General features: G+C 68.9%; 25 protein-coding genes. 19 read left to right on the top strand and 6 right to left on the bottom strand.

Features of this window, described 5'->3' with window-relative positions; genetic code table 11:
* Positions 1 to 2: 2 nt before the first annotated feature.
* The 8 genes from BS69_RS0101565 to mltG all read left to right on the top strand — a co-directional run bounded on the left by BS69_RS0101565 (position 3) and on the right by mltG (position 8243).
* Positions 3 to 1067, top strand: coding sequence for an NAD(P)-dependent alcohol dehydrogenase (locus BS69_RS0101565; protein ID WP_037504316.1), 1065 nt, complete (start codon positions 3 to 5; stop codon positions 1065 to 1067).
* Positions 1067 to 2947, top strand: coding sequence for an acetate--CoA ligase (acs, locus tag BS69_RS0101560; RefSeq protein ID WP_051676437.1), 1881 nt, complete (start codon positions 1067 to 1069; stop codon positions 2945 to 2947). The genes BS69_RS0101565 and acs overlap by 1 nt, the downstream gene beginning before the upstream one ends.
* Positions 2937 to 3503, top strand: coding sequence for a DUF3833 family protein (locus BS69_RS0101555; protein ID WP_051676435.1), 567 nt, complete (start codon positions 2937 to 2939; stop codon positions 3501 to 3503). Before acs ends, BS69_RS0101555 begins: the two co-directional genes overlap by 11 nt.
* Before the next feature lie 218 nt (positions 3504 to 3721).
* Positions 3722 to 5086, top strand: coding sequence for a 30S ribosomal protein S12 methylthiotransferase RimO (rimO, locus tag BS69_RS0101550; RefSeq protein WP_029940233.1), 1365 nt, complete (start codon positions 3722 to 3724; stop codon positions 5084 to 5086).
* A 1-nt stretch (position 5087) separates the two neighbouring features.
* On the top strand, positions 5088 to 6491 hold the full coding sequence (locus BS69_RS0101545) for a leucyl aminopeptidase family protein (RefSeq protein WP_029940232.1): 1404 nt from the start codon (positions 5088 to 5090) through the stop codon (positions 6489 to 6491).
* Between the two features lie 123 nt (positions 6492 to 6614).
* The gene (locus BS69_RS13010) at positions 6615 to 6974 is read left to right on the top strand and encodes a MarR family transcriptional regulator (protein ID WP_051676714.1); all 360 of its coding nucleotides are present in this window, start codon (positions 6615 to 6617) and stop codon (positions 6972 to 6974) included.
* Entirely contained in the window at positions 6904 to 7284 is a 381-nt protein-coding gene (locus tag BS69_RS14100; RefSeq protein ID WP_156956797.1) for an SH3 domain-containing protein, read from the top strand. The genes BS69_RS13010 and BS69_RS14100 overlap by 71 nt, the downstream gene beginning before the upstream one ends.
* The gene (mltG, locus tag BS69_RS0101530; protein ID WP_029940229.1) at positions 7281 to 8243 is read left to right on the top strand and encodes an endolytic transglycosylase MltG; all 963 of its coding nucleotides are present in this window, start codon (positions 7281 to 7283) and stop codon (positions 8241 to 8243) included. Before BS69_RS14100 ends, mltG begins: the two co-directional genes overlap by 4 nt.
* A gap of 78 nt (positions 8244 to 8321) precedes the next feature.
* Here the strand turns inward: mltG and fabF are convergent, their stop codons facing one another.
* Entirely contained in the window at positions 8322 to 9581 is a 1260-nt protein-coding gene (gene fabF, locus BS69_RS0101525; protein ID WP_029940228.1) for a beta-ketoacyl-ACP synthase II, read from the bottom strand.
* Between the two features lie 76 nt (positions 9582 to 9657).
* Positions 9658 to 9894, bottom strand: coding sequence for an acyl carrier protein (locus BS69_RS0101520; RefSeq protein WP_029940227.1), 237 nt, complete (start codon positions 9892 to 9894; stop codon positions 9658 to 9660).
* Positions 9895 to 9978: 84 nt separating this feature from the next.
* On the opposite strand from BS69_RS0101520, the gene BS69_RS0101515 reads away from it, so the two are divergent.
* From BS69_RS0101515 to BS69_RS0101505, 3 genes are all read left to right on the top strand, one after another.
* A complete protein-coding gene (locus BS69_RS0101515; protein WP_029940226.1) occupies positions 9979 to 10449 on the top strand; it encodes a hypothetical protein in 471 nt (156 codons plus the stop codon).
* 122 nt (positions 10450 to 10571) lie between these two features.
* Positions 10572 to 13244, top strand: a complete 2673-nt coding sequence (locus BS69_RS0101510) for a TonB-dependent receptor (protein WP_084184208.1) — start codon at positions 10572 to 10574, stop codon at positions 13242 to 13244.
* Positions 13241 to 14458, top strand: a complete 1218-nt coding sequence (locus BS69_RS0101505; RefSeq protein WP_084184207.1) for an FAD-dependent oxidoreductase — start codon at positions 13241 to 13243, stop codon at positions 14456 to 14458. Before BS69_RS0101510 ends, BS69_RS0101505 begins: the two co-directional genes overlap by 4 nt.
* Before the next feature lie 44 nt (positions 14459 to 14502).
* Here the strand turns inward: BS69_RS0101505 and BS69_RS0101500 are convergent, their stop codons facing one another.
* Positions 14503 to 15039, bottom strand: a complete 537-nt coding sequence (locus tag BS69_RS0101500) for a nucleotide exchange factor GrpE (RefSeq protein ID WP_029940223.1) — start codon at positions 15037 to 15039, stop codon at positions 14503 to 14505.
* A 2-nt stretch (positions 15040 to 15041) separates the two neighbouring features.
* Positions 15042 to 16073: a heat-inducible transcriptional repressor HrcA gene (gene hrcA, locus BS69_RS0101495; RefSeq protein WP_029940222.1), complete on the bottom strand. Its 1032-nt coding sequence runs from the start codon at positions 16071 to 16073 to the stop codon at positions 15042 to 15044.
* 77 nt (positions 16074 to 16150) lie between these two features.
* Between hrcA and rph the strand changes: the two genes are divergently transcribed.
* Genes rph through hemW form a run of 3 tightly spaced genes read left to right on the top strand, consistent with a single transcriptional unit; the run spans position 16151 to position 18614 of the window.
* Entirely contained in the window at positions 16151 to 16861 is a 711-nt protein-coding gene (gene rph / locus BS69_RS0101490; protein WP_029940221.1) for a ribonuclease PH, read from the top strand.
* Complete coding sequence (gene rdgB, locus BS69_RS0101485; RefSeq protein WP_029940220.1) at positions 16858 to 17466, top strand: RdgB/HAM1 family non-canonical purine NTP pyrophosphatase; 609 nt, start codon at positions 16858 to 16860, stop codon at positions 17464 to 17466. Before rph ends, rdgB begins: the two co-directional genes overlap by 4 nt.
* Positions 17451 to 18614 (top strand): radical SAM family heme chaperone HemW, encoded by a 1164-nt coding sequence (gene hemW / locus BS69_RS0101480; protein ID WP_029940219.1) that lies wholly within the window; start codon positions 17451 to 17453, stop codon positions 18612 to 18614. The genes rdgB and hemW overlap by 16 nt, the downstream gene beginning before the upstream one ends.
* Here hemW and BS69_RS13000 read toward each other — a convergent pair.
* On the bottom strand, positions 18584 to 18892 hold the full coding sequence (locus tag BS69_RS13000; RefSeq protein WP_037504313.1) for a hypothetical protein: 309 nt from the start codon (positions 18890 to 18892) through the stop codon (positions 18584 to 18586). The genes hemW and BS69_RS13000 overlap by 31 nt on opposite strands.
* A gap of 87 nt (positions 18893 to 18979) precedes the next feature.
* Positions 18980 to 20083, bottom strand: a complete 1104-nt coding sequence (locus BS69_RS0101470; RefSeq protein WP_084184493.1) for a penicillin-binding protein activator — start codon at positions 20081 to 20083, stop codon at positions 18980 to 18982.
* Between the two features lie 16 nt (positions 20084 to 20099).
* On the opposite strand from BS69_RS0101470, the gene rsmI reads away from it, so the two are divergent.
* The 5 genes from rsmI to BS69_RS0101445 are packed head-to-tail and all read left to right on the top strand — an operon-like array spanning position 20100 to position 23323.
* Complete coding sequence (gene rsmI, locus BS69_RS0101465; protein WP_029940217.1) at positions 20100 to 20936, top strand: 16S rRNA (cytidine(1402)-2'-O)-methyltransferase; 837 nt, start codon at positions 20100 to 20102, stop codon at positions 20934 to 20936.
* Positions 20933 to 21379 carry a hypothetical protein gene (locus BS69_RS0101460; RefSeq protein ID WP_029940216.1) on the top strand — a complete coding sequence of 149 codons (447 nt, stop codon included), beginning with the start codon at positions 20933 to 20935 and terminating at the stop codon, positions 21377 to 21379. Before rsmI ends, BS69_RS0101460 begins: the two co-directional genes overlap by 4 nt.
* Positions 21297 to 21725, top strand: coding sequence for a YraN family protein (locus BS69_RS0101455; RefSeq protein WP_084184491.1), 429 nt, complete (start codon positions 21297 to 21299; stop codon positions 21723 to 21725). The genes BS69_RS0101460 and BS69_RS0101455 overlap by 83 nt, the downstream gene beginning before the upstream one ends.
* Positions 21726 to 21777: 52 nt before the next feature.
* Positions 21778 to 22731 (top strand): glutathione synthase, encoded by a 954-nt coding sequence (gene gshB / locus BS69_RS0101450; RefSeq protein WP_029940214.1) that lies wholly within the window; start codon positions 21778 to 21780, stop codon positions 22729 to 22731.
* Positions 22724 to 23323, top strand: coding sequence for a DedA family protein (locus tag BS69_RS0101445; protein WP_029940213.1), 600 nt, complete (start codon positions 22724 to 22726; stop codon positions 23321 to 23323). The genes gshB and BS69_RS0101445 overlap by 8 nt, the downstream gene beginning before the upstream one ends.
* The last annotated feature ends 4 nt before the right edge of the window (positions 23324 to 23327 follow it).

Here is a 23327-nt window from a genome sequence, read left to right as displayed (position 1 = left end):
ACATGCCGACCCAGGCCCTCGGCTGGGGCACCCGCACCCCCGGCCAGACCCTCGAGCCGATCCGCTTCGAACGTCGCGACCTTCGTCCCGACGACGTCGCCATCCGGATCACCTACGCCGGCATCTGCCACAGCGACCTCCACCATTGCCGCGGCGACTGGGGCACCCCGCGCCTCCCCGCCATTCCCGGCCACGAGATCGTCGGCGAGGTGACCGCGGTCGGCCCCGAGGTCACCCGCGTGAAGGTCGGCGACACGGTCGCGGTCGGCACCATCGTCGACAGCTGCCTCCAGTGCCGCGAATGCAAGGACGGCTGGGAGCAATTCTGCCTCGAGGGCGCCACCTACACCTATGGCCACCCCGACCGGCACGACGGTTCGGTCACCTGCGGCGGCTATTCCGACCACATCATCACCCGCGAGCATTTCGTCTTCGGCCTTCCCGCGAATCTCGACCCCGCCCGCGCCGCGCCCCTGCTCTGCGCCGGCATCACCAGCTGGTCGCCGCTCCGGCAGTACAAGGAGCATGTCGCGCCCGGGAAGCAGGTCGCGGTCGCGGGCATCGGCGGCCTTGGCCATCTCGGCGTCAAGTTCGCCGCGGCATTGGGCGCCGAAGTCACCGCCATCACCACCAGCGCCGCCAAGGCCGAGGAGGCCCAGCGCCTCGGCGCGCATCACGTCCTCGTTTCGACCGACAAGGAGCAGATGAAGGCCGCCCGCTCTAAGTTCGACTTCATCCTCGACACCATCCCCGTCGGCCACGACGTCCAGCCCTATCTCGGCCTGCTCCGCCGCGCCGGGCGGATGGTGATCGTCGGCGCGATCGAGCCCTTGCCCCCGATCCACGGCGGCCTCCTCATCTCCAACAACCGCGCCATCGGCGGCTCGGGCGTGGGCGGTGTCCCCGAGACCGTCGAGATGCTCGACTTCTGCGCCGAGCATCAGCTCTATCCCGAGGTCGAGACCATCCGCATGGACGAGGTCAACCACGCCTGGGAGCGGATGGAAAAGGGCGACGTCCGCTACCGCTTCGTGATCGACATGAGCACGCTGGAGCCCACCGCCTGATGACCCCGAGCGAGCTCGCCGCCCTGCACGAGGCTCATGCCTCGGACCCCCACGCCTTCTGGCTGGAGCAGGCGCGGCGGCTCGACTGGGACCGTTTCCCGACCCTGAGCGGTGACTGGTCCTATGCCGCCGACGACTTCCACATCCGCTGGTACGAGGACGGCATCCTCAATCTCTCGGCCAATTGCCTCGACCGGCATTTGGCGACCCGCGCCGACCAGACGGCGCTGATCTTCGAGCCCGACACGCCCGGCACCGGCCATGCCGTCACCTACGCCGAGCTTCACGCCGAGACCTGCCGCTTCGCCAACCTCCTCAAGGAGTGCGGCGTCGGCAAGGGCGACCGGGTCGTCCTCTATCTGCCGATGATCCCCGAAGCCGCCGCCGCCATGCTCGCCTGCGCGCGCATCGGCGCGGTCCATTCGGTGGTGTTCGGCGGCTTCTCGCCCGAAAGCCTGGCCGGCCGCATCGACGATTGCGGCGCCCGCGTCGTCATCACCGCCGACGAGGGGCTGCGCGGCGGCAAGCATATTCCGCTGAAAGCCAATGTCGACGCCGCCTGCGATCTTTCGCAAGGCGTCGAGACCGTCATCGTCGTCACCCGTACCGGCGCCGACGTCCCCATGCACGAGGGCCGCGACCTCCGCTGGGAAGACCACCGCGAGCGCCTTTCCCCCGACTGCCCGGCCGAACCCATGGCCGCCGAGGATCCGCTCTTCATTCTCTATACCTCGGGCTCGACCGGCAAACCCAAGGGCGTGGTCCACACCACCGGCGGCTATGCCGTGTGGATCGCGACCACCTTCGACTGGGTGTTCGAGCCGCGAGGCGACGATCTCTTCTGGTGCACCGCCGACATCGGCTGGGTGACGGGGCACAGCTACACGCTCTACGGCCCCCTCCTCCACGGCGTGCCCACCGTCATGTTCGACGGGGTTCCCACCCACCCCGACGTGTCGCGGCTGTGGGAGACGATCGACCGCCTCGGCGTCACCATCCTCTACACCGCTCCTACCGCCATCCGCGCGCTGATGCGCGAAGGCGATGCACCGGTGACAGCCTTCAGCCGCCAGAGCCTCCGCCTGCTCGGCACGGTGGGCGAACCCATCAACCCCGAGGCCTGGCGCTGGTATCATGACGTGGTCGGCGACGGCCGCCTGCCAATCGTCGACACCTGGTGGCAGACCGAGACCGGCGGCATCCTGATGACCCCGCTTCCCGGCGCCACCAGCATGAAGCCCGGCAGCGCCACCGCCCCCTTGCCCGGGATCGCGCCCCTGCTGGTCGATGCCGAGGGCCGCGAGATCACCGGCAACGACGTCAGCGGCAACCTCTGCCTCGCCGCCTCCTGGCCGGGCCAGGTGCGGACCGTATGGGGCGACCACCGGCGTTTCATCGAGACCTATTTCACCACCTATCCCGGGCGCTACTTCACCGGCGACGGCTGCCGCCGCGACGCCGACGGCGACTATTGGATCACCGGCCGGGTCGACGACGTGATCAACGTCTCCGGCCACCGCGTCGGTACCGCCGAGGTCGAGAGCGCGTTGGTGGCCCATGCACTCGTCGCCGAAGCCGCCGTCGTCGCCGCGCCCCACGACCTCAAGGGACAGGGCATCCACGCCTTCGTCACCCTCATCGCCGGCGAGGAGGGTTCGCCCGGACTCGTCGCCGAGCTCAACGCCGAGGTCCGCAAGCATATCGGCGCGCTCGCCATCCCCGAGCGGATCCAGTTCGCCCCCGGCCTGCCCAAGACCCGCAGCGGCAAGATCATGCGCCGCATCCTCCGCAAGATTGCCGAGGGCCAGCTCGACCAACTGGGCGACACCTCGACCCTCGCCGACCCCGGCGTCGTCGACCAGCTGGTCCGTGACCGCTGACGTCGTCCCGGCGAAGGCCGGGACCTCGGGCAGCGCTTCCCCTCGCAAGGTCCCGGCTTTCGCCGGGACGACGGCCCTTTCATTCCTCCTCCTCGCCGCCTGCGCCAGTCCCGACCTCCCCGCCGGTCCCGCCCCCCTCGACCCGATCGCCTTCTTCGAGGGCACGACCAGCGGCACCGGGCTACTCGACCCGATCGTCGGCAAGTCGTCACGAGTCACGGTCGACAGCCAGGGGGTGCGAACGGCGCGCGGCCTTCGTCTCGTCCAGCGGATCAAGGAGGGTAGCAAGCCCGAGCGCACCCGGGTCTGGACGATCGAGGACCGGAAGGATGGCTTCTACACCGGCAATCTGACCGACGCCAAAGGCATGGTCGTGATGGACGTGGTGGGCGCTCGCGCCAATATCGCCTATTCGACTCCGAGCGGCCTCAGCATCCACCAGCAGCTCGCGCTCCAAGCCGACGGTCGGACCATCCTCAACCGCCTCGAGGCCTACAAGTTCGGCATCCGCGTCGCCACGCTCGACGAAACCATCCGCAAGCCGCTTGCAAAGTAGGACTTTCCATGCCGGATTAACCCCAGCGGTTCACCGCCCTGCTCTTTCCATCGTCGATCCCGCCCGGCCACAGCCCAAAGTTCGCCCTCCCGCTCCGACAACGGTTCGTGTGGCCTTCGTGAAGATCCGCCGCGAATTCGACTCGGCGACCCTGTGACCTTTGTGACCTTCGCCTAGCTTTGGCCGCTTTTTTTCGTTAACGGCCCATGGCTTCCATCATGGCTACCGTTCTTCCCACCCCGCCGCGCGTCGGCATGGTCTCCTTGGGCTGTCCCAAGAACCTCGTCGATTCCGAGCGCATCCTCGGTCAGCTCCGCTCGGACGGCTACCAGATGAGCGCCGATTACGAGGGCGCCGACGTGGTGCTGGTCAACACCTGCGGCTTCCTCGACTCGGCCAAGGAGGAAAGCCTCGAAGCGATCGGCGAAGCGCTGGCCGAAAACGGCCGGGTCATCGTCACCGGCTGCATGGGCCGCGAAGCCGAGGTCATCCGCGCGCGCTTCCCCAATGTCCTCGCGATCACCGGTGCCCAGGCTTATGAGGACGTGGTCGCCGCGGTCCACGAGGCCGCCCCGGCCCCGCGCTCGCCCTATCTCGACCTCGTGCCGCAGGCCTCGCCGCAGCTGAAGCTGACGCCGAAGCACTACAGCTACCTCAAGATTTCCGAGGGCTGCAATCACCGCTGCGCCTTCTGCATCATCCCGCAAATCCGCGGCGACCTCGTCAGCCGCCGTCCCGACGCCATCCTCCGCGAGGCCGACAAGCTGCTCCAGCAGGGGACCAAGGAACTGCTGGTCATCAGCCAGGACACCAGCGCCTACGGCCTCGACCTCAAGCACGCCGCTTGGCCCTGGAAGGGCGGGGACGTCCGCGCCCACATGACCGACCTCGCCCGCGCGCTGGGACAGCTGCGTACGCCCGAGGGCGAGCGGCCGTGGGTCCGGTTGCATTATGTGTATCCCTATCCGCACGTCGACCGGGTCATGCCGCTGATGGCCGAGGGGCTGGTCCTCCCCTATCTCGACATCCCCTTCCAGCACGCGAGCCCCAAGGTGCTGAAGGCGATGCGCCGCCCGGCCAACGAGGCCAAGGTGCTCGAGCGGCTGGCCGAATGGCGGCGCGAAGTGCCGGACATCGCCATCCGCTCCTCGTTCGTGGTCGGCTTCCCCGGCGAGACCGAGGCGGACTTCGACTATCTTCTCCAGTGGCTCGCGGAAGCCCGCCTCGACCGCGTCGGCGCCTTCCGCTTCGAACCCGTCGAGGGTGCCCCCGCCAACGATCTTCCGGACCACGTCCCCGAGGAGGTCAAGGAAGAGCGCTACGCCCGCGTGATGGAGCTGACCGCCCGAATCTCGGCCGAGAAGCTCGCCGCCAAGGTCGGCACCTCGCTCGACGTCATCATCGACGCTGTCGATCCCGAGACCGGCGGCGCGACCGGCCGTTCCAAGGCCGACGCCCCCGAGATCGACGGCGAGGTCCATCTCCGTGATGCCGGCCATCTCTCGGCCGGGGACATCGTCACCGTCTCGATCGAGGAAAGCGACGAGCACGACCTCTACGGCGTACCCACCGAGAAAGCCTGACATGACCGACTTCGCCGCTCTCCTTCGACCCGACCGCGGCGAGGCCGCCCACCCGCTTCATCTGCTCGACGCGACGCTGCTGCCCGAATGGCTCAAGGCCCATGCCGGCCAGCGGCGCGGGCTGGTCGAGGCGGCGCGGTTCGAGGGCAAGGCGGGTCAGGTGCTGGTGGTGCCGGGGTCGGGCCCCTACGCCGAATTCGAGGTCCTCGTCGGGGTTGCCAAGCTCGCCAGCCTCACCCCCTGGTGCCTCGCCGCCGCCGCCGAAAAGCTGCCCGAAGGCGCTTACCGGATCGAGGGCGACGTGCCGGTCGGTCTTGCCGCGCTCGGCTGGCTGCTCGCCCAGCACCGGCTGACGACCTACAAGAGCAAGGCCGAGCCCGAGACTGGCCCGCGCGTCCTGCTCAGCAAGGAGCCGGCGCGGGTCGAGGAACTGGTCCGCCTCGCCGAAGCGACGGCGCAGGTCCGCGACCTCGTCGACACCCCCGCTTCCGACCTCGGTCCGGCCGAGCTCGAGCGTGCGGTCCGCGACTGGGCCTCGGCCGCGGGCGCCGAGGTCGAGGTGACCAAGGGCGACGCCCTCGCGCAGGGCTATCCGATGATCCACGCGGTCGGCGCCGCCGCCACCCCGGCCCGCGCGCCGCGGCTGATCGAGGCGCGCTGGGGCGATCCCTCGCACCCGCGCATCGCGGTCATCGGCAAGGGCGTGGTCTTCGACAGCGGCGGCCTCGACCTCAAGCCCGCCGCGGGCATGCGGCTGATGAAGAAGGACATGGGCGGCGCGGCCCATGCGCTGGCGCTGGCCCGGCTTATCGTCGCCGAGCGCCTGCCGGTCCGCCTCCACCTCCTCATCCCCGCGGTCGAAAACGCCGTGTCGGGCGGCGCCTTCCGGCCCGGTGACATCCTCCACAGCCGCGCCGGCCTCCGCGTCGAGATCGACAATACCGATGCCGAGGGGCGGCTGGTGCTTGGCGATGCTTTGACCCGCGCGGGCGAGGAGAAGCCCGAACTGGTGGTCGATTTCGCGACCCTGACGGGTGCCGCGCGCATCGCGCTCGGGCCCGACCTTCCGGCGACCTTCAGCAACGACGAGGCGCTCGCCGCCGATCTTCTCGAGGCCGGGACCGAGGTCGGCGACCCCCTGTGGCGGCTGCCGCTGTGGGACGGCTATGACGAGATGCTGAAGAGCGATCTCGCCGATCTTTCCAACAGCGCCGATTCGCCCTTTGCTGGGACGATTACCGCGGCGCTGTTCCTGCGCCGGTTCGTCCCCGAGGGGGCCGCCTGGGCGCATCTCGATACCTTCGCCTGGCGCCCGGTGCCGCGCCCGGGCCGTCCGAAGGGCGGCGAAGCGCTTGGCCTGAGGGCCGTCCATACCACGATTGCTCGACGCTATCGTCGCAAGTGAAAACGGTTTTTTCGATTTCTCTGTCGCATCAGCGCAACAAACTCTTCCCTCGCCGGTTAACCCGACACGCTAGGCAGGCGAGGAGAAACCATTCCAATGAGCGATGCTTCGCTGAGCGGTTGGATGCGTGCCCTGGTCGGCTATGTCCGGTCGGGAGAGCCCGATCTGACCAATCGTCAAATGGCCCTGTTGATGATCGTCTATCTGACGCCCGGGCCCCATACCGTGCGCGGACTGGCGCGGGTGCTTGGCGTGTCCAAGCCCGTCGTCACCCGCGCCTTGAATACGCTGGGTGCGCTCGGCTATCTCCGCCGCGAACGGGATCAGGACGACCGCCGCAACGTGTTCGTCGTCAGGACCAGCAGCGGGGCGGAATTTCTTGAAGGCTTCAAACGGAACATCAGGGGCAGCGGTGAACGGGGCGGAGATCGCGATTCCGACCGGCGACCCGTCATCGGCCAGCTCGCCCACGCCCATCGCTGACACGCCTGCCGGGGGGTTCGCGCTGGCCGGCCCCTCGACCCATCCCGACCCCCGCACCCACGCCTACCGCCAGGACTTGGCCGACGTCGCGCTGGCGGGCGTGGTGATCGCGTCGCACTATGCCGTGCCGATGCCGATGGTGCTGAAGAAGGCCAGTCCCCTGCTCGCCGAACCCAAGGCCGATTCCGAGCGACTGGCCGAGCTTGCCGCCGGGACCGAACTGCGAATCCTCGACCGGGGCCGCGGCTGGGCCTGGGGCTATGCCGGTGACACGGTCGGCTACGTGGCTTCCGCCGCCCTCGCCGGATGAGGCGGCTTCTCGGCCTCCTCGTCCTCGCCGCCATCGCGGGTCTCGCCGCCGTCACCTTCCTGTGGTGGTCGGGAGGCGCGGACAAGGCGACCACCGTCACCGTGCGTGAAGGCGCGACGCTGACCAGCCTCTGCCCCTCGCTCGAGAAGCAGGGCCTCATCCGCGGCAATTGCGCGACCTACCGTTTCTTCGCCAAGGTTCTTGGCGACAGCGACGGGATTCAGGCGGGCGAATTCGAGGTCCCCGCCGGGACCAGCGGCGCACGGCTGCTCGACATCCTCCAGCACGGCCAGCCGGTGCAGCGGCTGATCACCATCCCCGAGGGCATGCCGAGCATTCTCGTCCAGGAGAAACTTGCGGCCAATCCCAACCTCACCGGCCCGGCGCCGCTGCCGGCCGAGGGCGCGGTGCTGCCCGACAGCTATGGCTTCCAGAAGGGCGAAAGCCGGGCGGCGGTCGCAGGCCGGATGCAAGCGGCGATGACGAAGGCGCTGGCCGAGCTGTGGCCGAAGCGAAAGGTCGGCAGCTGTCCGGTCGCGACGCCCGAACAGGCCGTCATCCTCGCCTCGATCGTCGAGAAGGAGACGGGCAAGCCCGCCGAGCGCCGGGCGGTCGCCGGGGTTTATTGCAACCGGCTCAAGATCGGGATGAAGCTCGATGCCGACCCGACCGTCATCTACCCGGTGACCAAGGGCAAGCCGCTCGGCCGGCGGATCCTCAAGTCCGAGCTCGACGCCGACACCGGCTACAACACCTACCGGATGGCCGGGCTGCCCGCGGGGCCGATCGCCAATCCCGGCCGCGCCAGCATCGCCGCGGTGCTCGACCCCGAACCGAACCGTTATCTCTATTTCGTCGCCGACGGCACCGGCGGACACGTCTTCGCCGAGACGCTTGCCGAGCATAATGCCAATGTGAAGAAGTGGTTCGCCATCCGGAAGGCGCGCGGCGAGATGTGAGCCGCCGTCCCCGCGGACGGGGACGCCGGACATCGCTGCATTCCCGAGGTCCCCGCCTGCGCGGGGACGACGGGCAGCCTAGTCGACCGCCTTCAGGATCAGGCTGGCGTTGGTGCCGCCGAAGCCGAAGCTGTTGTTGAGCGCGGCGCGAACTTTGCGCTTCTTCGCCGTGTGCGGCACGAGATCGACGCCTTCGGTGCCCTCGTCGGGATCGTCGAGGTTGAGCGTCGGGGGCACGATCTGGTCGCGGATCGCGAGGATGCAGAAGATGGCCTCGACCGCGCCGGCCCCGCCGAGCAGGTGCCCGATCGCCGACTTGGTGCTGCTCATCGAGGCACCGCTGAGATCAGGCCCAAGCACGCGCTTGACCGCGCCGAGCTCGATCGTGTCGGCCATGGTCGAGGTGCCGTGGGCGTTGACATAATCGATGTCGCCCGGGCCCATCCCGGCCTTCTTGAGCGCCATGCGCATCGCCAGCTCGGCCCCGCGGCCCTCGGGGTGGGGGGCGGTCACGTGATAGGCGTCGCCCGACAGGCCGTAGCCCACGACCTCGGCGTAGATCTTGGCGCCGCGCGCCTTGGCATGCTCATATTCCTCGAGCACCACCACGCCCGCGCCCTCGCCCATGACGAAGCCGTCGCGATTCTTGTCATAGGGGCGGCTGGCCTTCTCGGGCGTGTCGTTCATGCTCATGTTGAGCGCGCGCGCCTGGGCGAAGCCGGCGACGCCCAAGGGATTGATGGTCGATTCCGCGCCGCCCGCCAGCATGATGTCGGCGTCGTCGTCGCGGATCATGCGCGCGGCATCGCCAATCGAATGGGCGCCGGTGGAGCAGGCGGTGACCACCGCATGATTGGGCCCCATCAGCCCGTACTTGATCGAAACTTGGCCCGAGATGAGGTTGATCAGCCGGCCGTGGACGAAGTGCGGCGAGACGCGGCTGGGACCATTCTCGAAGAGATTGACGCTCTCCTTCTCGATGCCCGGAAGTCCGCCGATGCCGCTGCCGATCGAGCAGCCGGCGCGCAGCTTCATCTCTTCGGACATGTCGACAAGGCCGGCATCCTCGATCGCCTGGCCGGCGGCGTCGATGCCGTAGACGATGAACGGGTCGACCTGGCGCTGGATCTTGTGATCGACACGCTTGCCCGGGTCGAACCCATATTCATGGTCCGCGGGCTTGATCTCGCAGGCGATGCGGCACTTCTGGTCGGACGCGTCGAAGCGGGTGATCGGCCCCGCCCCGCTCTTGCCCGCCAGGAGATTGCGCCAGCTGGTCTCGACGTCGGCCCCGAGCGGGGTGACGAGTCCAAGTCCGGTGACGACAACACGCCGCATCACATTCTCCTCAAACGCAGAACAGGCCCGGCGATGCGCCGAGCCTGTGAACTGCCAGTCAATCCGTTGGTCCGGCTCAGCCCTGGTGCTGATCGATATAGTCGATCGCGTCCTTGACGGTCGTGATCTTCTCGGCCGCATCGTCGGGGATCTCGACGCCGAATTCTTCCTCAAACGCCATCACCAGCTCGACGATGTCGAGGCTGTCGGCGCCCAGGTCGTCGATGAAGCTGGCCTCTTCGGTCACCTTCTCGGCTTCCACGCCGAGATGCTCGACGACGATCTTCTTAACGCGCTCAGCAGTCTCGCTCATCTGGTCTTCCCTTCCTGTGTCGATTTGGCCAACGCGTTAGCGAGGCGCGTTTGGCTTGCCAAGAGTTTCGAGGAGAGGCCGTCCATGACCCGAGCGGAACGCGGGCTGACTCCGGGCGAGATCGCGATGGTCCGCTCGGTGTTCGGCGAGGCGGTGGACGTCGGCCCGGTCCGGCTCATCCGCCGCAAATGGTGGCCGTTCCAGCCGCGCGGAATCGTCATGGCCCCGACCGGCAACATCCATTTCCATCCCGACGACCCCAATTGGCGCGAGGATTTTTCCGCCGCCGACTGGGCGCTGCAGGGGCTCTTCATTCACGAGATGACCCATGTCTGGCAGGCGCAGCGGAGCGGCCGCTTCTTCCTTCCGCTGATGCGCCACCCCCTCTGCCGCTATGCCTATGAGTATCGCGAGGGCCGGCCATTTCTCCGCTACGGACTCGAACAGCAGGCCGAGCTCGTCCGCCACGCCTATCTCCAACGACACGGTCTGCGGCTCGCCAAGGGCGCCCAACTGGCTGAGATCGAGGCAATTCTGCCGTTTCGCGATGCCTGAGCACTGTGTCGCCCAAGTGCAACACCGTGGCGGGGAAACAGTCATTCCGGCGGCGTAAGCCTTCCGTCACGACTGCGATGAGGGTTAGCTTCGCCCCACAACGATAAATGGGGGATGATAAGATGCGCCTCAATCCGACGTTGACCCGGACTTTGTTCGCAAGCGCCGCGACCTTCGCGCTCGCGGTCCCGGCCGCCGCCCAGACCGCCGAGGAAAGCAAGGCCCAGGCCAACACCGCGACCGTCGCCGATCCCAGCCCCGACACCGACGAGCGCTCGCTCGGCGAGATCGTGGTCACCGCGACCAAGCGTGCCTCGACCGTCCAGGACGTCCCCTTCTCGATCAACGCGCAGACGCAGGAAGACATCCAGCGCGCCAACGCCAACACGATCGAGGACATCAGCCGCAACGTCGCCGGTCTGCAGGTCCAGAACCTCGGGCCGGGGCAGAGCCAGGTCAGCGTCCGCGGCGTCTCGGCCGGCCAGATCGTCCGCGACCAGCCGGGCGTGAAGGAACAGGTCGGCGTCTATCTCGACGAAAGCGTCGTCTCGCTCTCGCTGTTCACGCCCGACTTCGACCTGTTCGACCTCAACCGCGTCGAGACCCTGCGCGGTCCGCAGGGCACCCTGTTCGGCTCGGGCAGCGTCGGCGGCACCATCCGCTACATCACCAACCAGCCGCGGATCGACGTCGCCGAAGGGCTGTTCGAAGCCAATATCAACACGCTCACCGACGGCGGCACCGGCGGCCACTTCAAGGGCGCGATCAATACGCCGATGGGCAAGACGGTCGCACTGCGCGCGGTCGGCTATTACACCAAATATGCGGGCTTCGTGGACGCGATCGGCCCGGCGGCGGGCAAGAACGTCAACGACGGCCAGCGTGCCGGCGCGCGCCTCTCGCTGCTGTGGCAGCCAAGCCCGTTCGTGAAGATCACCCCGCGCGTGGTCTATCAGGAAGTGAAGTCGAACGGCTTCAACCGCGAGGAGATCTTCAACCTCTTCTCCAACCCGTTCACCACGCCGCCGCACACCTATGACGAGCGCGAGCAATATCTGCTGCTGCGCGAGAAATTCTCGGACAAGACGCGATTGTTCGACCTCACCGGCTCGGTCGACGTGGGCCCGGTCGAGCTCACCAGCGTCACCAGCTACATCGACCGCGACATCCTGGTCAGCCGCGACGCCTCGGCGCTGACGGGCTCGGTCTCGATCGACCTCGGCTTCCCCAATGCCGCGGTGGCGCTGCCGTCGAACCTGCGCGACACCACCAAGCTTGGCCAGTGGAGCCAGGAACTGCGCGTCGCCTCGACCGGCTCGGGCCCCTTCCAGTGGGTGCTCGGCGGCTTCTACTCGAGCGTCAACCGCAAGTATAAGCAGCGCCTGCCCACCCCGGGCTACGATGCTTATGGCGACGTCTTCCTCGCCTCGCTCTGCGCCGGGCCGGACGATCCGCTGACGCCGCTCGTCAACGAGGGCGCCGGGTGCAAGGATTCGGTCCTTGGCACCCCGCTGACCTCGGCCGACGTCGCCAACGGCTTCCCGGCCAATTCGCCCTATAATTCCGACCTGCCCTATGACATCGAGCAGAAGGCGGTGTTCGGCGAGGCGAGCTACGACTTCGGCCAGTTCAAGCTGACCGCCGGCGGCCGCTACTATGACTTCAGCGAAAGCCGCGACTTCATCTCGGGCGGCCTGTTCGCCAACGGCGACCGCCGGATCGGTGACAAGACCAAGTCGAACGGCTTCAGCCCACGCGGCATCATCACCTGGGAGCCGAACCGCAATCTGTCGGTCAACCTCCAGGCGGCCAAGGGCTTCCGCCTCGGCGGCGTCAACGATCCGCTCAACCTGCCGCTCTGCAACGCGCAGGATGAGGCGCTGTTCGGCGGCTACCAGGACTATGACGACGAGACACTGTGGAACTACGAAGCGGGCGTGAAGTACAGCCGCGGGCCGGTCACCTTCAACGCTGCCGCCTTCTACACCGACATCAAGAACCTCCAGGTCACGCTCGATGCGGGCAGCTGCTCGAGCCGTGTCGTGTTCAACGTCGACAAGGCGCACACCAAGGGCGTCGAGGCGGAACTCAATGTCCGGCCGCTGCGCGGGCTCGACATCAGCTTCGCCGGCAGCCTGATCGAGGCCGAATTCGACACGACCTTGCCCGGTGCCCTCGCCGCCGCGACCGGCATCCGCAACGGCAACCGCCTGCCGAGCGTGCCCAAATATCAGTTCGCCACCTCGGCGACCTATGGCGCACGCCTGTCGGACGCAGCCGAATGGTTCGTGACGGGCAGCTGGCAGCGGGTGGGCAATCGCTACACCCAGCCGGCCGACCAGGAGAACAACCCGCGGGCGTTCGTGTCGGGCCTGCCCTATAATGGCGCGACCGGCACCGGGGTCACCCTCGTCGACCTCAAGCTGCCGCATTATGACCTGGTGAACCTGTCGACCGGCGTCGACTTCGACAGCGGGCTCGGCATCCAGCTCTACGTCAACAACCTGTTCGACGAGAATGCGCTGCTGTCGTTCGATCGCGAGCGCGGTGGCCGCGCCCGGCTCGGCTACAATATCGGCCGGCCGCGCGAGATGGGGCTGACGCTGCGGTGGAAGTTCCGGGCCAACCGGGAAGAGGAAGCGGCCCCGCCGCCGCCTCCGCCGCCGCCGCCGCCCCCGCCCCCGCCGCCGGCGACCCAGACCTGCAGCGACGGGTCGGTGATCCTGGCGACCGACGCCTGCCCGGTACCGCCGCCCCCGCCGCCGCCTCCGCCGCCCGCGCCCGAGCGCGGATGAGCGGATCGGACCAAAGGCCGACGGTAACGCGCCGCTCGCTCCTCATCGGAGCGGGCGGCGCTGCCGTTTCGGGGCCCGCCATCGTCAGGGCGCAGGCGCTGGGCTCGGCGCCGCGGGTGACGGTCGTCGGCGCGGGCGTGTTCGGAACCTGGACCGCCGAGCAGCTCCGCCGCCGCGGCGCGCGGGTCACGCTGCTCGACGCCTGGAACCCGGCGCACAGCCGCGCCAGCAGCGGCGGCGAATCGCGCATGACCCGCGCCGGCTATGGCAAGGACGCCATCTACGCGCGGATGGCGGTCGCGAGCCTTGCCGAGTGGAAGGCACTGAGCCAGCGCTCGGGCCTGCCCATCCTTAACCCCCACGGGGTGCTGTTCTTCTTCCAGGGAGACAATCCCTACCTCTCCGAAAGCCTGCGGGTGCATCGGGCGCTGGGACTGCCGACCGAGGCGCTGTCGCAAGGAGCGATGGCACGCCGCTTCCCGATGATCGATTTCGCCGGGGTCAGCGCAGGGATGTTCGAGCCCGGCTTCGGCGCCCTCATGGCCCGCCGTGCGGTCCAGACGCTGGCGCGGGAATTCGAGGCCGCGGGAGGCCGGTTCGAGCAGCGCAAGATCGCCGCGCCCGCCGAAGTTCGCGATGCCGACCGGATCGTCTTCGCCTGCGGTCCGTGGCTGCCGAAGCTCTTTCCGCAAGTGATCGGCCGCCGCATCGTTGCGACCCGGCAGGAGGTGTTCACCTTCGCGCCGCCCGCAGGCGACCGGCGCTGGCAGCCCGGCCCCATGCCCGGCTGGGCCGACTTCAATGGCGGCGACGTCTTCTACGGCTTCCCCGATCTCGAGGGCAAAGGGGTCAAGTTCGCCCACGATGGCCACGGGGTCGAGGTCGATCCCGACGCCCAGGACCGCCGCTTCTCCGATGCTGCGCTGGCCGAGGTCATCGCCTTCCGCGACCGCCGCTTTCCGGCCCTGCGCGGCGCCCCACTCGCGACCGCCGAGGTCTGCCAATATGAGAATAGCTCGAACGGCGACTTCCTGATCGACCGCCATCCGGAGCGGGCCGACGTCGTGCTGGTCGGCGCGGGCTCGGGCCACGGGTTCAAACATGGACCGGAAGTGGGGCGGATCGCCGCCGAGCTGGTGCTGGCGGGCAGGACGCCCGATCCCCGCTTCGGGCTGGCCTCGAAGGGCGTCAGCCAGAAGCGGGAAGTGATCTGAGGGTCACAAGGTCCCCGCCTGCGCGGGGACGACGTGGGTTGGGGTCAGCCGGCCTTGGCGACCCCGACCAGCGCCGGCCGCAGCAAGCGGTCCTTGAGGACGTAGCCCGCCTGCATTTCCTCGACGATGGTGCCGGGAGCCTGGTCGGAGACGATCTCGATCATCGCCTGATGCTTGTTGGGATCGAGCGGCAAACCCTTCGATTCGACCCGGGTGACGCCATTGCGGGCGAAGACGGAGTCGAGTTCGCGGGCGGTCGCCTCGATGCCCTCGATGAAGCCCTTGAGCCGCTCGTCCATGCGGGCGCCCTCGGGGATATGGCTGAGCGCGCGGTCGAGATTGTCCTTCACGCTCAGCATGTCGCGGGCAAAGCCGGTGTTGGCGTAAGCCACCGCCTGCACCTTTTCCTGGTCGGCGCGGCGGCGCACGTTCTGCACCTCGGCGGCGGCGTAGAGCGCCTTCTGCTCGGCCTCCTCGAGCGCCTTCTGGAGCTCGGCGAGCCGGTCGTGATCCTGCAATTCGGGGCTGTCCTCCGCGGTTTCCGCGCGGATTTGCTCGGCCTCGTCGTGAAGCTTGTCCATTCCTATCCCATCAAACGTGTGAGTGCTTGCGCCGTATAATCCACCATGGGAACGATCCGCGCATAGTTCAACCGCGTCGGGCCGATCACGCCCACAACGCCGACCACCCGGCCTTCGCTCCCGCGGTAGGGCGCGGCGATGACGCTCGAGCCCGAAAGCGCGAACATCCGGTTCTCCGACCCGATGAAGATCCGGCAGCCTTCGCCCTCGCGGGCGTTTTCGAGGAGGCGGACGATTTCCTGCCGGTCCTCGAGCTCGCCGAGCAGGCGGCGGACGCGGTCGAGGTCTGCCGCGGTGGTGTCGTCGAGGAGATTGGCCTGGCCGCGGACGATCAGCACCGGACGGTGCGCGCCGTCCTCGCGCCATTCGGCAAGCCCGGTCGCGACCAGCTCGGCGGCGGCGCGGTCGAGCGCGGCGCGATGCTCGCGGATTTCGGCCCGGAGCCGCGCCTCGGCCTCGGCGAGGGTGAAGCCCGACAGCCGCGCGGTGACGTAATTGGCAACCTCGGTGAGCGCTGGCGCGGTCATGCCGGGGGGAAGGTCAATGACCCGGTTCTCGACATTGCCGTCCTCGCCGACCAGCACCGCCAGGGCCTGCCCCTGTCCCAGCGGCACGAAGGCCAGCTGGCGCAGGCGTCGCTCGATCTTGGGGGCGACCACCACGCCGGCGCAGGCCGACAGGCCCGACAAGGCGGCGGTGGCATTGGCGAGCGCTTCCTCAAGCGGGCGGTCGCGGACGTCGGCCTCGATTGCGGCGCGTTCCTCGGCGCTCGGCAGGTGGGTCTGCATGATCCCGTCGACGAACAGCCTGAGGCCCGTCTCGGTCGGCACCCGCCCCGCCGAGGTGTGCGGATGGGTGAGGAGGCCGCGGTCCTCGAGCTCGGCCAGCACCGAGCGGATCGAGGCGGGCGAGAGGTTGATCGTGCCGGCGAGACTTTTCGAGCCGACCGGCGTGCCGCGGTCGAGATAGGCCTCGACCACCGTGCCGAAGATCGCGCGCATGCGGTCGGTCAGTTCGGGAAGCGGCGGCTGCATGGGGTTGATGTATGGGCTTCGCGCATCGGTCTCAATCCGTTAAGGCGCGGCCGAACCCTAATCAGGAGAAGACATTCATGCGCCCCAGCGGCCGCGCGCCCGACCAGATGCGCTCGCTTTCGTTCGAGCCCGGTTTCACCAAGCATGCCGAAGGCTCGTGCCTGGTGAGCTTCGGCGACACCCGCGTGCTGGTCACCGCCAGCGTCGAGGAGAAGGTCCCGCCCTTCCTGCGCGGCAAGGGGCAAGGCTGGGTCACGGCCGAATATGGGATGCTTCCGCGCGCCACCCACACCCGCGGCAACCGCGAGGCGGCCAAGGGCAAGCAGTCGGGCCGGACGCAGGAGATCCAGCGGCTGATCGGCCGGTCCCTGCGCGCCGTCACCGACCTCAGCCTTCTCGGCGAGCGCCAGATCGTCCTCGACTGCGACGTCATCCAGGCCGACGGCGGCACCCGCACCGCGGCCATTTCGGGCGCCTGGGTCGCGCTTCGGCTGGCGGTAGACGGGATCATGGGCAAGCTCTCGGGCGACCCGATCCGCACCCAGGTCGCGGCGGTGAGCTGCGGCTTCCACGACGGCGCGGCGGTGCTCGATCTCGACTATGCCGAGGATTCGACCGCGGGGAGCGACGGCAATTTCGTCCTCACCGCTGACGGCGCGATCTGCGAGGCGCAGCTCACTGCGGAAGGCGCGACCTTCGACGAGGAAGGGCTGCTCCGCCTGCTCCGCCTCGCGCGGATCGGCTGCGACCAGATTTTCGAGGCGCAGCGCAAGGCCACCGGCCGGTGAACGCGGTCGGGCCCAAGCTCGTCATCGCCACCCACAATGCGGGCAAGCTGCGCGAGATCCGCGCGCTGGTCGCCCCGTTCGGGATCGAGTGCGTGGGCGCGGCCGAACTGGACCTTCCCGAGCCCGAGGAGACCGGCACCAGCTTTGTCGCCAATGCCGAACTGAAGGCCCGGGCCGCGGCCGACCAGACCGGCCTCCCTGCCCTGTCCGACGACAGCGGCCTCAGCGTCGACGCGCTGAATGGCGAGCCCGGAATCCACTCGGCGCGCTGGGCCGAGGACGAGACGGGCAAGCGCGATTTCGGCGTCGCCATGGAGCGGGTCGAAACGGCGCTCGAGGCGGCGGGCCCGGAAGCCGGCCGCGATGCGCATTTCACCTGCGCGCTGACCCTCGCCTGGCCCGACGGCCGGACGGAAAGCTTCGAAGGCAAGGTCTTCGGCCACCTCGTCTGGCCGCCGCGTGGGGAAAATGGCTTTGGCTACGATCCCGTCTTCGTCCCCCACGGGCACGAGCAGAGCTTCGGCGAGATGGACCCGGCGGCCAAGCATGCGATGAGCCACCGGGCCAAGGCCTTCGAGCAACTGGTCGGATGGCTGAAGAACTAGCCCTCTACATCCACTGGCCGTTCTGCGTCAGCAAATGCCCCTATTGCGACTTCAACAGCCATGTCCGCGAGGGCATCGACCAGGAGGCATGGCGAAGGGCGCTGCTGGCCGATCTCGCGCATGAGGCGGCGCTGCTGCCCGGGCGGCGGCTGACCAGTATCTTTTTCGGCGGCGGTACCCCATCGCTGATGGAGCCCGCGACCGCGCAGGCGCTGATCGAGGCCGCGACCAGCCACTGGAGCGCCGCCGACGATCTCGAGATCACGCTCGAGGCCAATCCCTCATCGGTCGAGGCCGCACGCTTTGCCGACCTTGCGGCCGCAGGCGTCAACCGGGTCAGCCTCGGGCTCCAGAGCCTCGACGACCAGGCGCTGGCCTTCCTCGGCCGCGCCCATTCGGCGCGCGAGGGGCTGGACGCTCTTGGCGTCGCGCAGAAGCATTTTCGGCGGGTGTCGTTCGACCTCATCTATGCGCTGCCCGGCCAGAGCGCGGAGGCGTGGGCCGCGATGCTCGAACGTGGGCTCGCGCTCGGCACCGGGCACCTCTCGCTCTACCAGCTGACAATCGAGCCGGGCACGCGATTCGCCGCGCTCCACGCCGCCGGCAAGCTCGAACCGCTCGATGCCGAGGCGGCCGCCGACCTGTTCGAGCTGACCGCGGCGATGACCGAGGCGGCTGGGCTGCCGGCCTATGAAATCAGCAACCACGCGCGGCCGGGCGAGGAAAGCCGGCACAACCTCACCTACTGGCGTTATGGCGATTATGCCGGGGTCGGGCCGGGCGCGCATGGCCGGCGGTCGGGGCTGCGCACCGTCCGCCATCGCAAGCCCGAGAATTTCCTCGCCGGCCTCGCCCGCAACGGCCACGGCATGGTCGAGGAAGCGCCGCTGTCGCCGATCGAGGCGGCCGACGAGGCGCTCGTCATGGGGCTGCGGCTGGCCGAAGGGATCGATCCCGCGGCGATCGCCCGGCGGTTCGGGCTCGAGCGCCTGCTCGATTCCTCAGCGGTGGACCGGCTGGTGGCGAGCGGTCACCTCAAATGGGCAGGCGCAAGGCTCCGCACCACGGCGGCGGGCCGGCTCCTGCTCGACACCATCCTCGGGCTGGTGGCCGACCCTCAGCCGCCTTCGTTGAGGCGGTCGGCGTAGGTCGACATATAGTCGCCGATCTGCGCCTCGGCGTCGGTCTCCGCGGGCTTCCTCGGCCGGCCGTTCTTGACGTCGAAGGCGACCAGCGCGGCCTTGAAGGCGGTCATCTGCGCGGCGCAGCTGGCCTTGGCCATGCCGTCGAAATCGGCCGCGGTCTTTTTCTGGTCCTTGGCCGTCGTCGCGACCGTCCTCAGGCAGGCAACCAGTTCCTTGCGCTGGGCCGCACCGTCCGCAATCGGCGCCCCACCGGCCGCCATCACCAACAACAACGTGAGCATTTCTCCGCTCCCCCCAAGTCATTGTGACAGGAGGATGACTCGTCGCTGCGCCCTTGGCTAGAGACTTTTTGCGCCGGGACGAAAGGCTCAGAACTTCGTCGGGGCGGGCGAGACGATCGCGGTCCCGGTGGCGGTCACCTGGCGAACCTCGAAGGCACGCTGGGCGACATTGTCCGAGCGGAAGCGGAAGATGCCGTCGACCCCGTCAAAGCCCTCGGCATCGTCGATCGCGCCCAGTGGGAAGCGTCGGCCCGGCGCCCAGTTGCGCGCGGCTCGGACGCTCAACAGCACGGCGTCATAGCCGAGGCTGGCGATGCGCGGCGGGGTTTGCCCTGCGTAGCGCGCGCGATAACGCTGGACGAACTGGGTCCAGCGGCCTTGCGTCGGCGCGGCATACCAGGCGCCGCGCAGGCGGGCTGTTCCGCCAAGTTCGGACCCGGCCCACAATTCGGTCCCGAGGATCCGGGCACCGGCGCGCAGGCTCGGGGCGGCGAGCGCGGCGACCCGGCCGTTGTCGGCGACGAGCACCGCATCATAGGGCCTGGCGGCCAGTCGCCGCGCGGCGGCGCGGGCATTTTCGGGCCGGTCATAGGTTTCGATCCCCGTCACCTGCCCGCCGACGCGCTGTGCCGCGACCTGGAGCGCCTGGACCGAACGCTGGCCATAGGTCGAGGCCGGCGCAATCGCCGCGAAGCGCTTTGCCCCCGCGGCCGCGGCCTGCGCGACCACCCGCTCGACCGCCTGGGTCGGTGTGAAGCCCAGGACGTAGGTGCCGGGCGCGGCGACGCTGACGTCGTTGCTGAAGGCGATCACCGGAACCCGCGTGCGCTGCGCGACCGGGGTGACCGTGCGGACATCCTCGGCGCGAAGCGGACCCAGGATGAGGTCGTTGCCGCCCGCAATCGCGCGCTGGGCGGCCGCGGCCGCTCCGCCTTGGTCGGTGTCGAACAGGGTCATTTCGAAGGCGGTGCTCTTCGAATCGAACTGGGCAAGGCGCGCGGCATTGCCGATCGCCCGGCCGACCGCGGCATCGGGCCCGCTCAGCGGCACGAGGACCGCCACCCGGTTGACCCGCGCCTCCTGCCCCGGCCGTGTCGAGGGCCCGGTGGCGCAGCCGGCGAGCAGGCTCGCGGCGACGACGGAGAACAGGAAGGCACGGCGGCCTTGTGCAGGGAGAGGCGAGGATGCCATGACGTTGTTGCTTCCCATGAACGAAACGCTTCCCCCTGGTCTGTATATCGTCGCGACCCCGATCGGCAATCTGGGCGACCTGTCGCCGCGCGCCGCGCGGGTGCTGGCGGGCGCCAGCCTGGTGCTGGCCGAGGACAAGAGGGTGAGCGCACGGCTGCTCGCCCATGCCGGGGCATCGGTGCCGATGCGGACCTACAACGACCATAGTGACGAGGCCGACCGCGCGGGCGTGGTGGCGCGGCTGGGCACCGAGGCGATCGCGCTGGTGAGCGATGCGGGGACGCCGCTGATCAGCGACCCCGGCTACAAGCTGGTCCGAGACGCGCGCGCGGCAGGGCACGAGATCTTCACCATCCCCGGCCCCTGCGCGGCCGTCGCCGCGCTGACTCTGGCGGGACTTCCGACCGACCGTTTCCTGTTCATCGGCTTCCTTCCGCCCAAGGAAAAGGCGCGGGCCGACGCGCTGGCGGAGATTGCGGGCGTGCGCGCGAGCCTCGTCTTCTACGAGAGCGGGCCGCGGCTGGGAGCCAGCCTCGCCAGCCTTGCGGCGGTGCTGGGCCCGCGCGAGGCGGCGGTGGCGCGTGAACTGACCAAGCTGCACGAGCAATGCGTCACGGGCACGCTCGCCGACCTCGCCGAGCGGTACCGCGATTCCTCGCCCAAGGGGGAGATCGTGGTGGTGGTCGGACCGCCCGCCGCCGCCCCGCCGCCGAGCGAGGACCAGCTCGACCAGGCCCTGCGCGACCTGCTGGCGAGTGGGGAGAGCCCGAGTCGCGCCGCTGCAACAGTCTCGCAGCAGTTTGGGATCAAACGGAAACTCGTCTACGATCGAGCGTTACAGCTCGCCAGATGATCCTTCTTACCGCCTTGATGCTCGCCGCCCAGCCGGCCCCCCGTCCCCGCGCCCCCGTCGCCGCGCGGCGCCCCGCCACGACCCTTGCCGCCCGGCCGACAGCCGACTGGCTTAGCGGCCTTTGGGTCAGCGACGCCAAGAAAGGCGCGCAGATGGAGGGGTGTGCGGACTGGACCGCGGTCTTCTACCAGTCCGACGGGCATCTCGTCAGCGGCGAGCTCGCCGGGCGCTGGAAGCTGGTCGGTGACCGGGTCCACCGCCAGAAGATCAGCTTCGACGACAGCGCGGCCGAGGGCGGCGGTGACGAGGGCGTCATCGAGGGGCCCGAGGAGATCGCCCGCATCGTCCGCCTGTCCGACGATCGCTTCCGCGAGATCGGTACGAACGGCAAGGCGACGCTCTACCTGCGCTGCCCCAAGCCGGAGACCCCCGTCGCGCGCTGACCGGGCCCTCGCCGAAGAGCGGGGCCGAAAGGCCGAGCAGCTCGCCGGCTGGTATCTGCGCTGCAAGGGCTGGTCGATCCTCGGGACCCGCGTGAAGACCAAGGTCGGCGAAGTCGACCTCGTCGCCCGGCGCGGCAAGGTCCTCGCCTTCGTCGAGGTCAAGGCGCGCGCGACCGACGAGGCGGCGGACTGGTCGCTCGACCGCAACCGTCTGCGGCGCGTCGCCGATGCCGCCGCCGTCCTCCTTCCGCGCTTCCAGGGCGATGCCGACACGGTACGGATCGACGTCATCTACATCGTTCCCGGCCGCCTTCCCCGCCACCTCGTCGACGTCTGGCACGGATGACAGCGGCCCGGGGCGCGACTAAGGGAGCCTCCAGCCTGCCCCGGGAGCCTTCATGACCCTCACTGTCGCGGTCCAGATGGACCCGCTCGAATCCATATCGATTGCCGGCGATTCGACCTTCGCGCTGATGGTCGAGGCCCAGGCGCGCGGGCATCGGCTGTTCCATTATCTCGCCGACGAACTCACGTACGAGGACGGCCGGTTGCGGGCGGCGGCACGGCCGGTGACGGTGCAGCGGGTCGAGGGCGATCATTTCACCGCCGGCGAGAAAATCGCGCTCGACCTCGCCGACGAAGCCGACGTCGTGCTGATGCGGCAGGATCCGCCGTTCGACATCGCCTACATCACCGCGGCCCACCTGCTCGAGCGGCTCGAGGGCAAGACGCTGGTGGTGAACGACCCCGCCAACGTCCGCAGCGCGCCCGAGAAGATGTTCGTGCTCGACTTTGCCGAGTATATGCCGCCGACGCTGATCACGCGAAGCATGGAGGAACTGACCGCCTTCCACGCCAAGCATGGGGAGATCGTGCTGAAGCCGCTTCACGGCAATGCCGGCGCGGCGGTGTTCCGGATCGCGCGCGACGGGGGCAACCTCAGGGCGCTGGCCGAACTGTTTAGCGAGACTTGGCGCGAGCCGTTCATCGCCCAGGCCTTCCTGCCGGCGGTGAGCGCGGGCGACAAGCGCATCATCCTCGTCGATGGCGAGCCCATCGGGGCGATCAACCGCGTACCAGGCAAGGGCGAGATCCGTTCCAACCTCGCGGCGGGCGGGTCGGCGCACAAGACCGAGCTCAGCGAGCGCGAGCGCGCGATCTGCGCGGCGCTTGGCCCCGAGCTGCGACGCCGCGGCCTGCTGTTCGTCGGGATCGACGTCATCGGCGGAATGCTGACCGAGATCAACGTGACCTCGCCGACCGGACTCGTCGCGCTCGACCGGTTCGAAGGCATCAACAGCGCGGGCCTGATCTGGGACGCGATCGAAGCGAAGGTTGCGGCGCGTGGGTGACTGGGTCGTCCGGATGATCGAGCAGTCGGGCTATCTCGGCGTCGGTTTCCTCATGTTCCTCGAGACGATCTTCCCGCCGATCCCGTCGGAAGTGATCATGTCGGTCTCGGGGGTCGCCGCCGCCAAGGGCCAGATGAGCCTCGGCTGGGCGATTGCCTCGGGCACCGCCGGCGCGATGCTCGGCAACATCGTCTGGTATCTGGCCGCGCGCGCGCTCGGGATCATCCGGTTGAAGCCCTTTATCGACCGCTATGGCCGCTGGCTGACCATGGACTGGGACGAGGTGCAGCGCGCCGAGCGCTGGTTCCGCGCGAACGGCACCTTCTTCGTCTTCCTCGGCCGGATGCTGCCGACGGTGCGGAGCCTGGTGTCGGTCCCGGCGGGACTCCTCAAGATGCGGTTCAAGACGTTCGTCATCGCGTCGACGATCGGGACCGCCGGCTGGACCGCGGCGCTCGCTTATGCGGGCTACACGCTGCGCGAGCGCTTCAACGAGGTGGACGACTGGATCGGCCCGGTCAGCAACGCGATCCTGGCGACGATGGTCCTCGGCTATCTCTGGCGCGTGATCCGCTACCGCCCGGCCAATTGAGCTT

Origin of the sequence: Sphingomonas astaxanthinifaciens DSM 22298, from assembly GCF_000711715.1 — a bacterium.
Lineage (GTDB): Bacteria > Pseudomonadota > Alphaproteobacteria > Sphingomonadales > Sphingomonadaceae > Sphingomicrobium > Sphingomicrobium astaxanthinifaciens_A.
This window is presented reverse-complemented; position numbering and strand designations above follow the sequence as displayed.

Bases quoted from the DNA above. Each gene is read 5' to 3' on its own strand.
- BS69_RS0101565 (WP_037504316.1), top strand. From the start codon at position 3: ATGCCGACCCAGGCCCTCGGCTGGGGCACCCGCACCCCCGGCCAGACC.
- acs (WP_051676437.1), top strand. From the start codon at position 1,067: ATGACCCCGAGCGAGCTCGCCGCCCTGCACGAGGCTCATGCCTCGGAC.
- rimO (WP_029940233.1), top strand. From the start codon at position 3,722: ATGGCTACCGTTCTTCCCACCCCGCCGCGCGTCGGCATGGTCTCCTTG.
- BS69_RS0101545 (WP_029940232.1), top strand. From the start codon at position 5,088: ATGACCGACTTCGCCGCTCTCCTTCGACCCGACCGCGGCGAGGCCGCC.
- BS69_RS13010 (WP_051676714.1), top strand. From the start codon at position 6,615: ATGCGTGCCCTGGTCGGCTATGTCCGGTCGGGAGAGCCCGATCTGACC.
- mltG (WP_029940229.1), top strand. From the start codon at position 7,281: ATGAGGCGGCTTCTCGGCCTCCTCGTCCTCGCCGCCATCGCGGGTCTC.
- fabF (WP_029940228.1), bottom strand. From the start codon at position 9,581: ATGCGGCGTGTTGTCGTCACCGGACTTGGACTCGTCACCCCGCTCGGG.
- BS69_RS0101520 (WP_029940227.1), bottom strand. From the start codon at position 9,894: ATGAGCGAGACTGCTGAGCGCGTTAAGAAGATCGTCGTCGAGCATCTC.
- BS69_RS0101515 (WP_029940226.1), top strand. From the start codon at position 9,979: ATGACCCGAGCGGAACGCGGGCTGACTCCGGGCGAGATCGCGATGGTC.
- BS69_RS0101510 (WP_084184208.1), top strand. From the start codon at position 10,572: ATGCGCCTCAATCCGACGTTGACCCGGACTTTGTTCGCAAGCGCCGCG.
- BS69_RS0101505 (WP_084184207.1), top strand. From the start codon at position 13,241: ATGAGCGGATCGGACCAAAGGCCGACGGTAACGCGCCGCTCGCTCCTC.
- BS69_RS0101500 (WP_029940223.1), bottom strand. From the start codon at position 15,039: ATGGACAAGCTTCACGACGAGGCCGAGCAAATCCGCGCGGAAACCGCG.
- hrcA (WP_029940222.1), bottom strand. From the start codon at position 16,073: ATGCAGCCGCCGCTTCCCGAACTGACCGACCGCATGCGCGCGATCTTC.
- rph (WP_029940221.1), top strand. From the start codon at position 16,151: ATGCGCCCCAGCGGCCGCGCGCCCGACCAGATGCGCTCGCTTTCGTTC.
- hemW (WP_029940219.1), top strand. From the start codon at position 17,451: ATGGCTGAAGAACTAGCCCTCTACATCCACTGGCCGTTCTGCGTCAGC.
- BS69_RS13000 (WP_037504313.1), bottom strand. From the start codon at position 18,892: ATGCTCACGTTGTTGTTGGTGATGGCGGCCGGTGGGGCGCCGATTGCG.
- BS69_RS0101470 (WP_084184493.1), bottom strand. From the start codon at position 20,083: ATGGCATCCTCGCCTCTCCCTGCACAAGGCCGCCGTGCCTTCCTGTTC.
- rsmI (WP_029940217.1), top strand. From the start codon at position 20,100: ATGAACGAAACGCTTCCCCCTGGTCTGTATATCGTCGCGACCCCGATC.
- BS69_RS0101460 (WP_029940216.1), top strand. From the start codon at position 20,933: ATGATCCTTCTTACCGCCTTGATGCTCGCCGCCCAGCCGGCCCCCCGT.
- gshB (WP_029940214.1), top strand. From the start codon at position 21,778: ATGACCCTCACTGTCGCGGTCCAGATGGACCCGCTCGAATCCATATCG.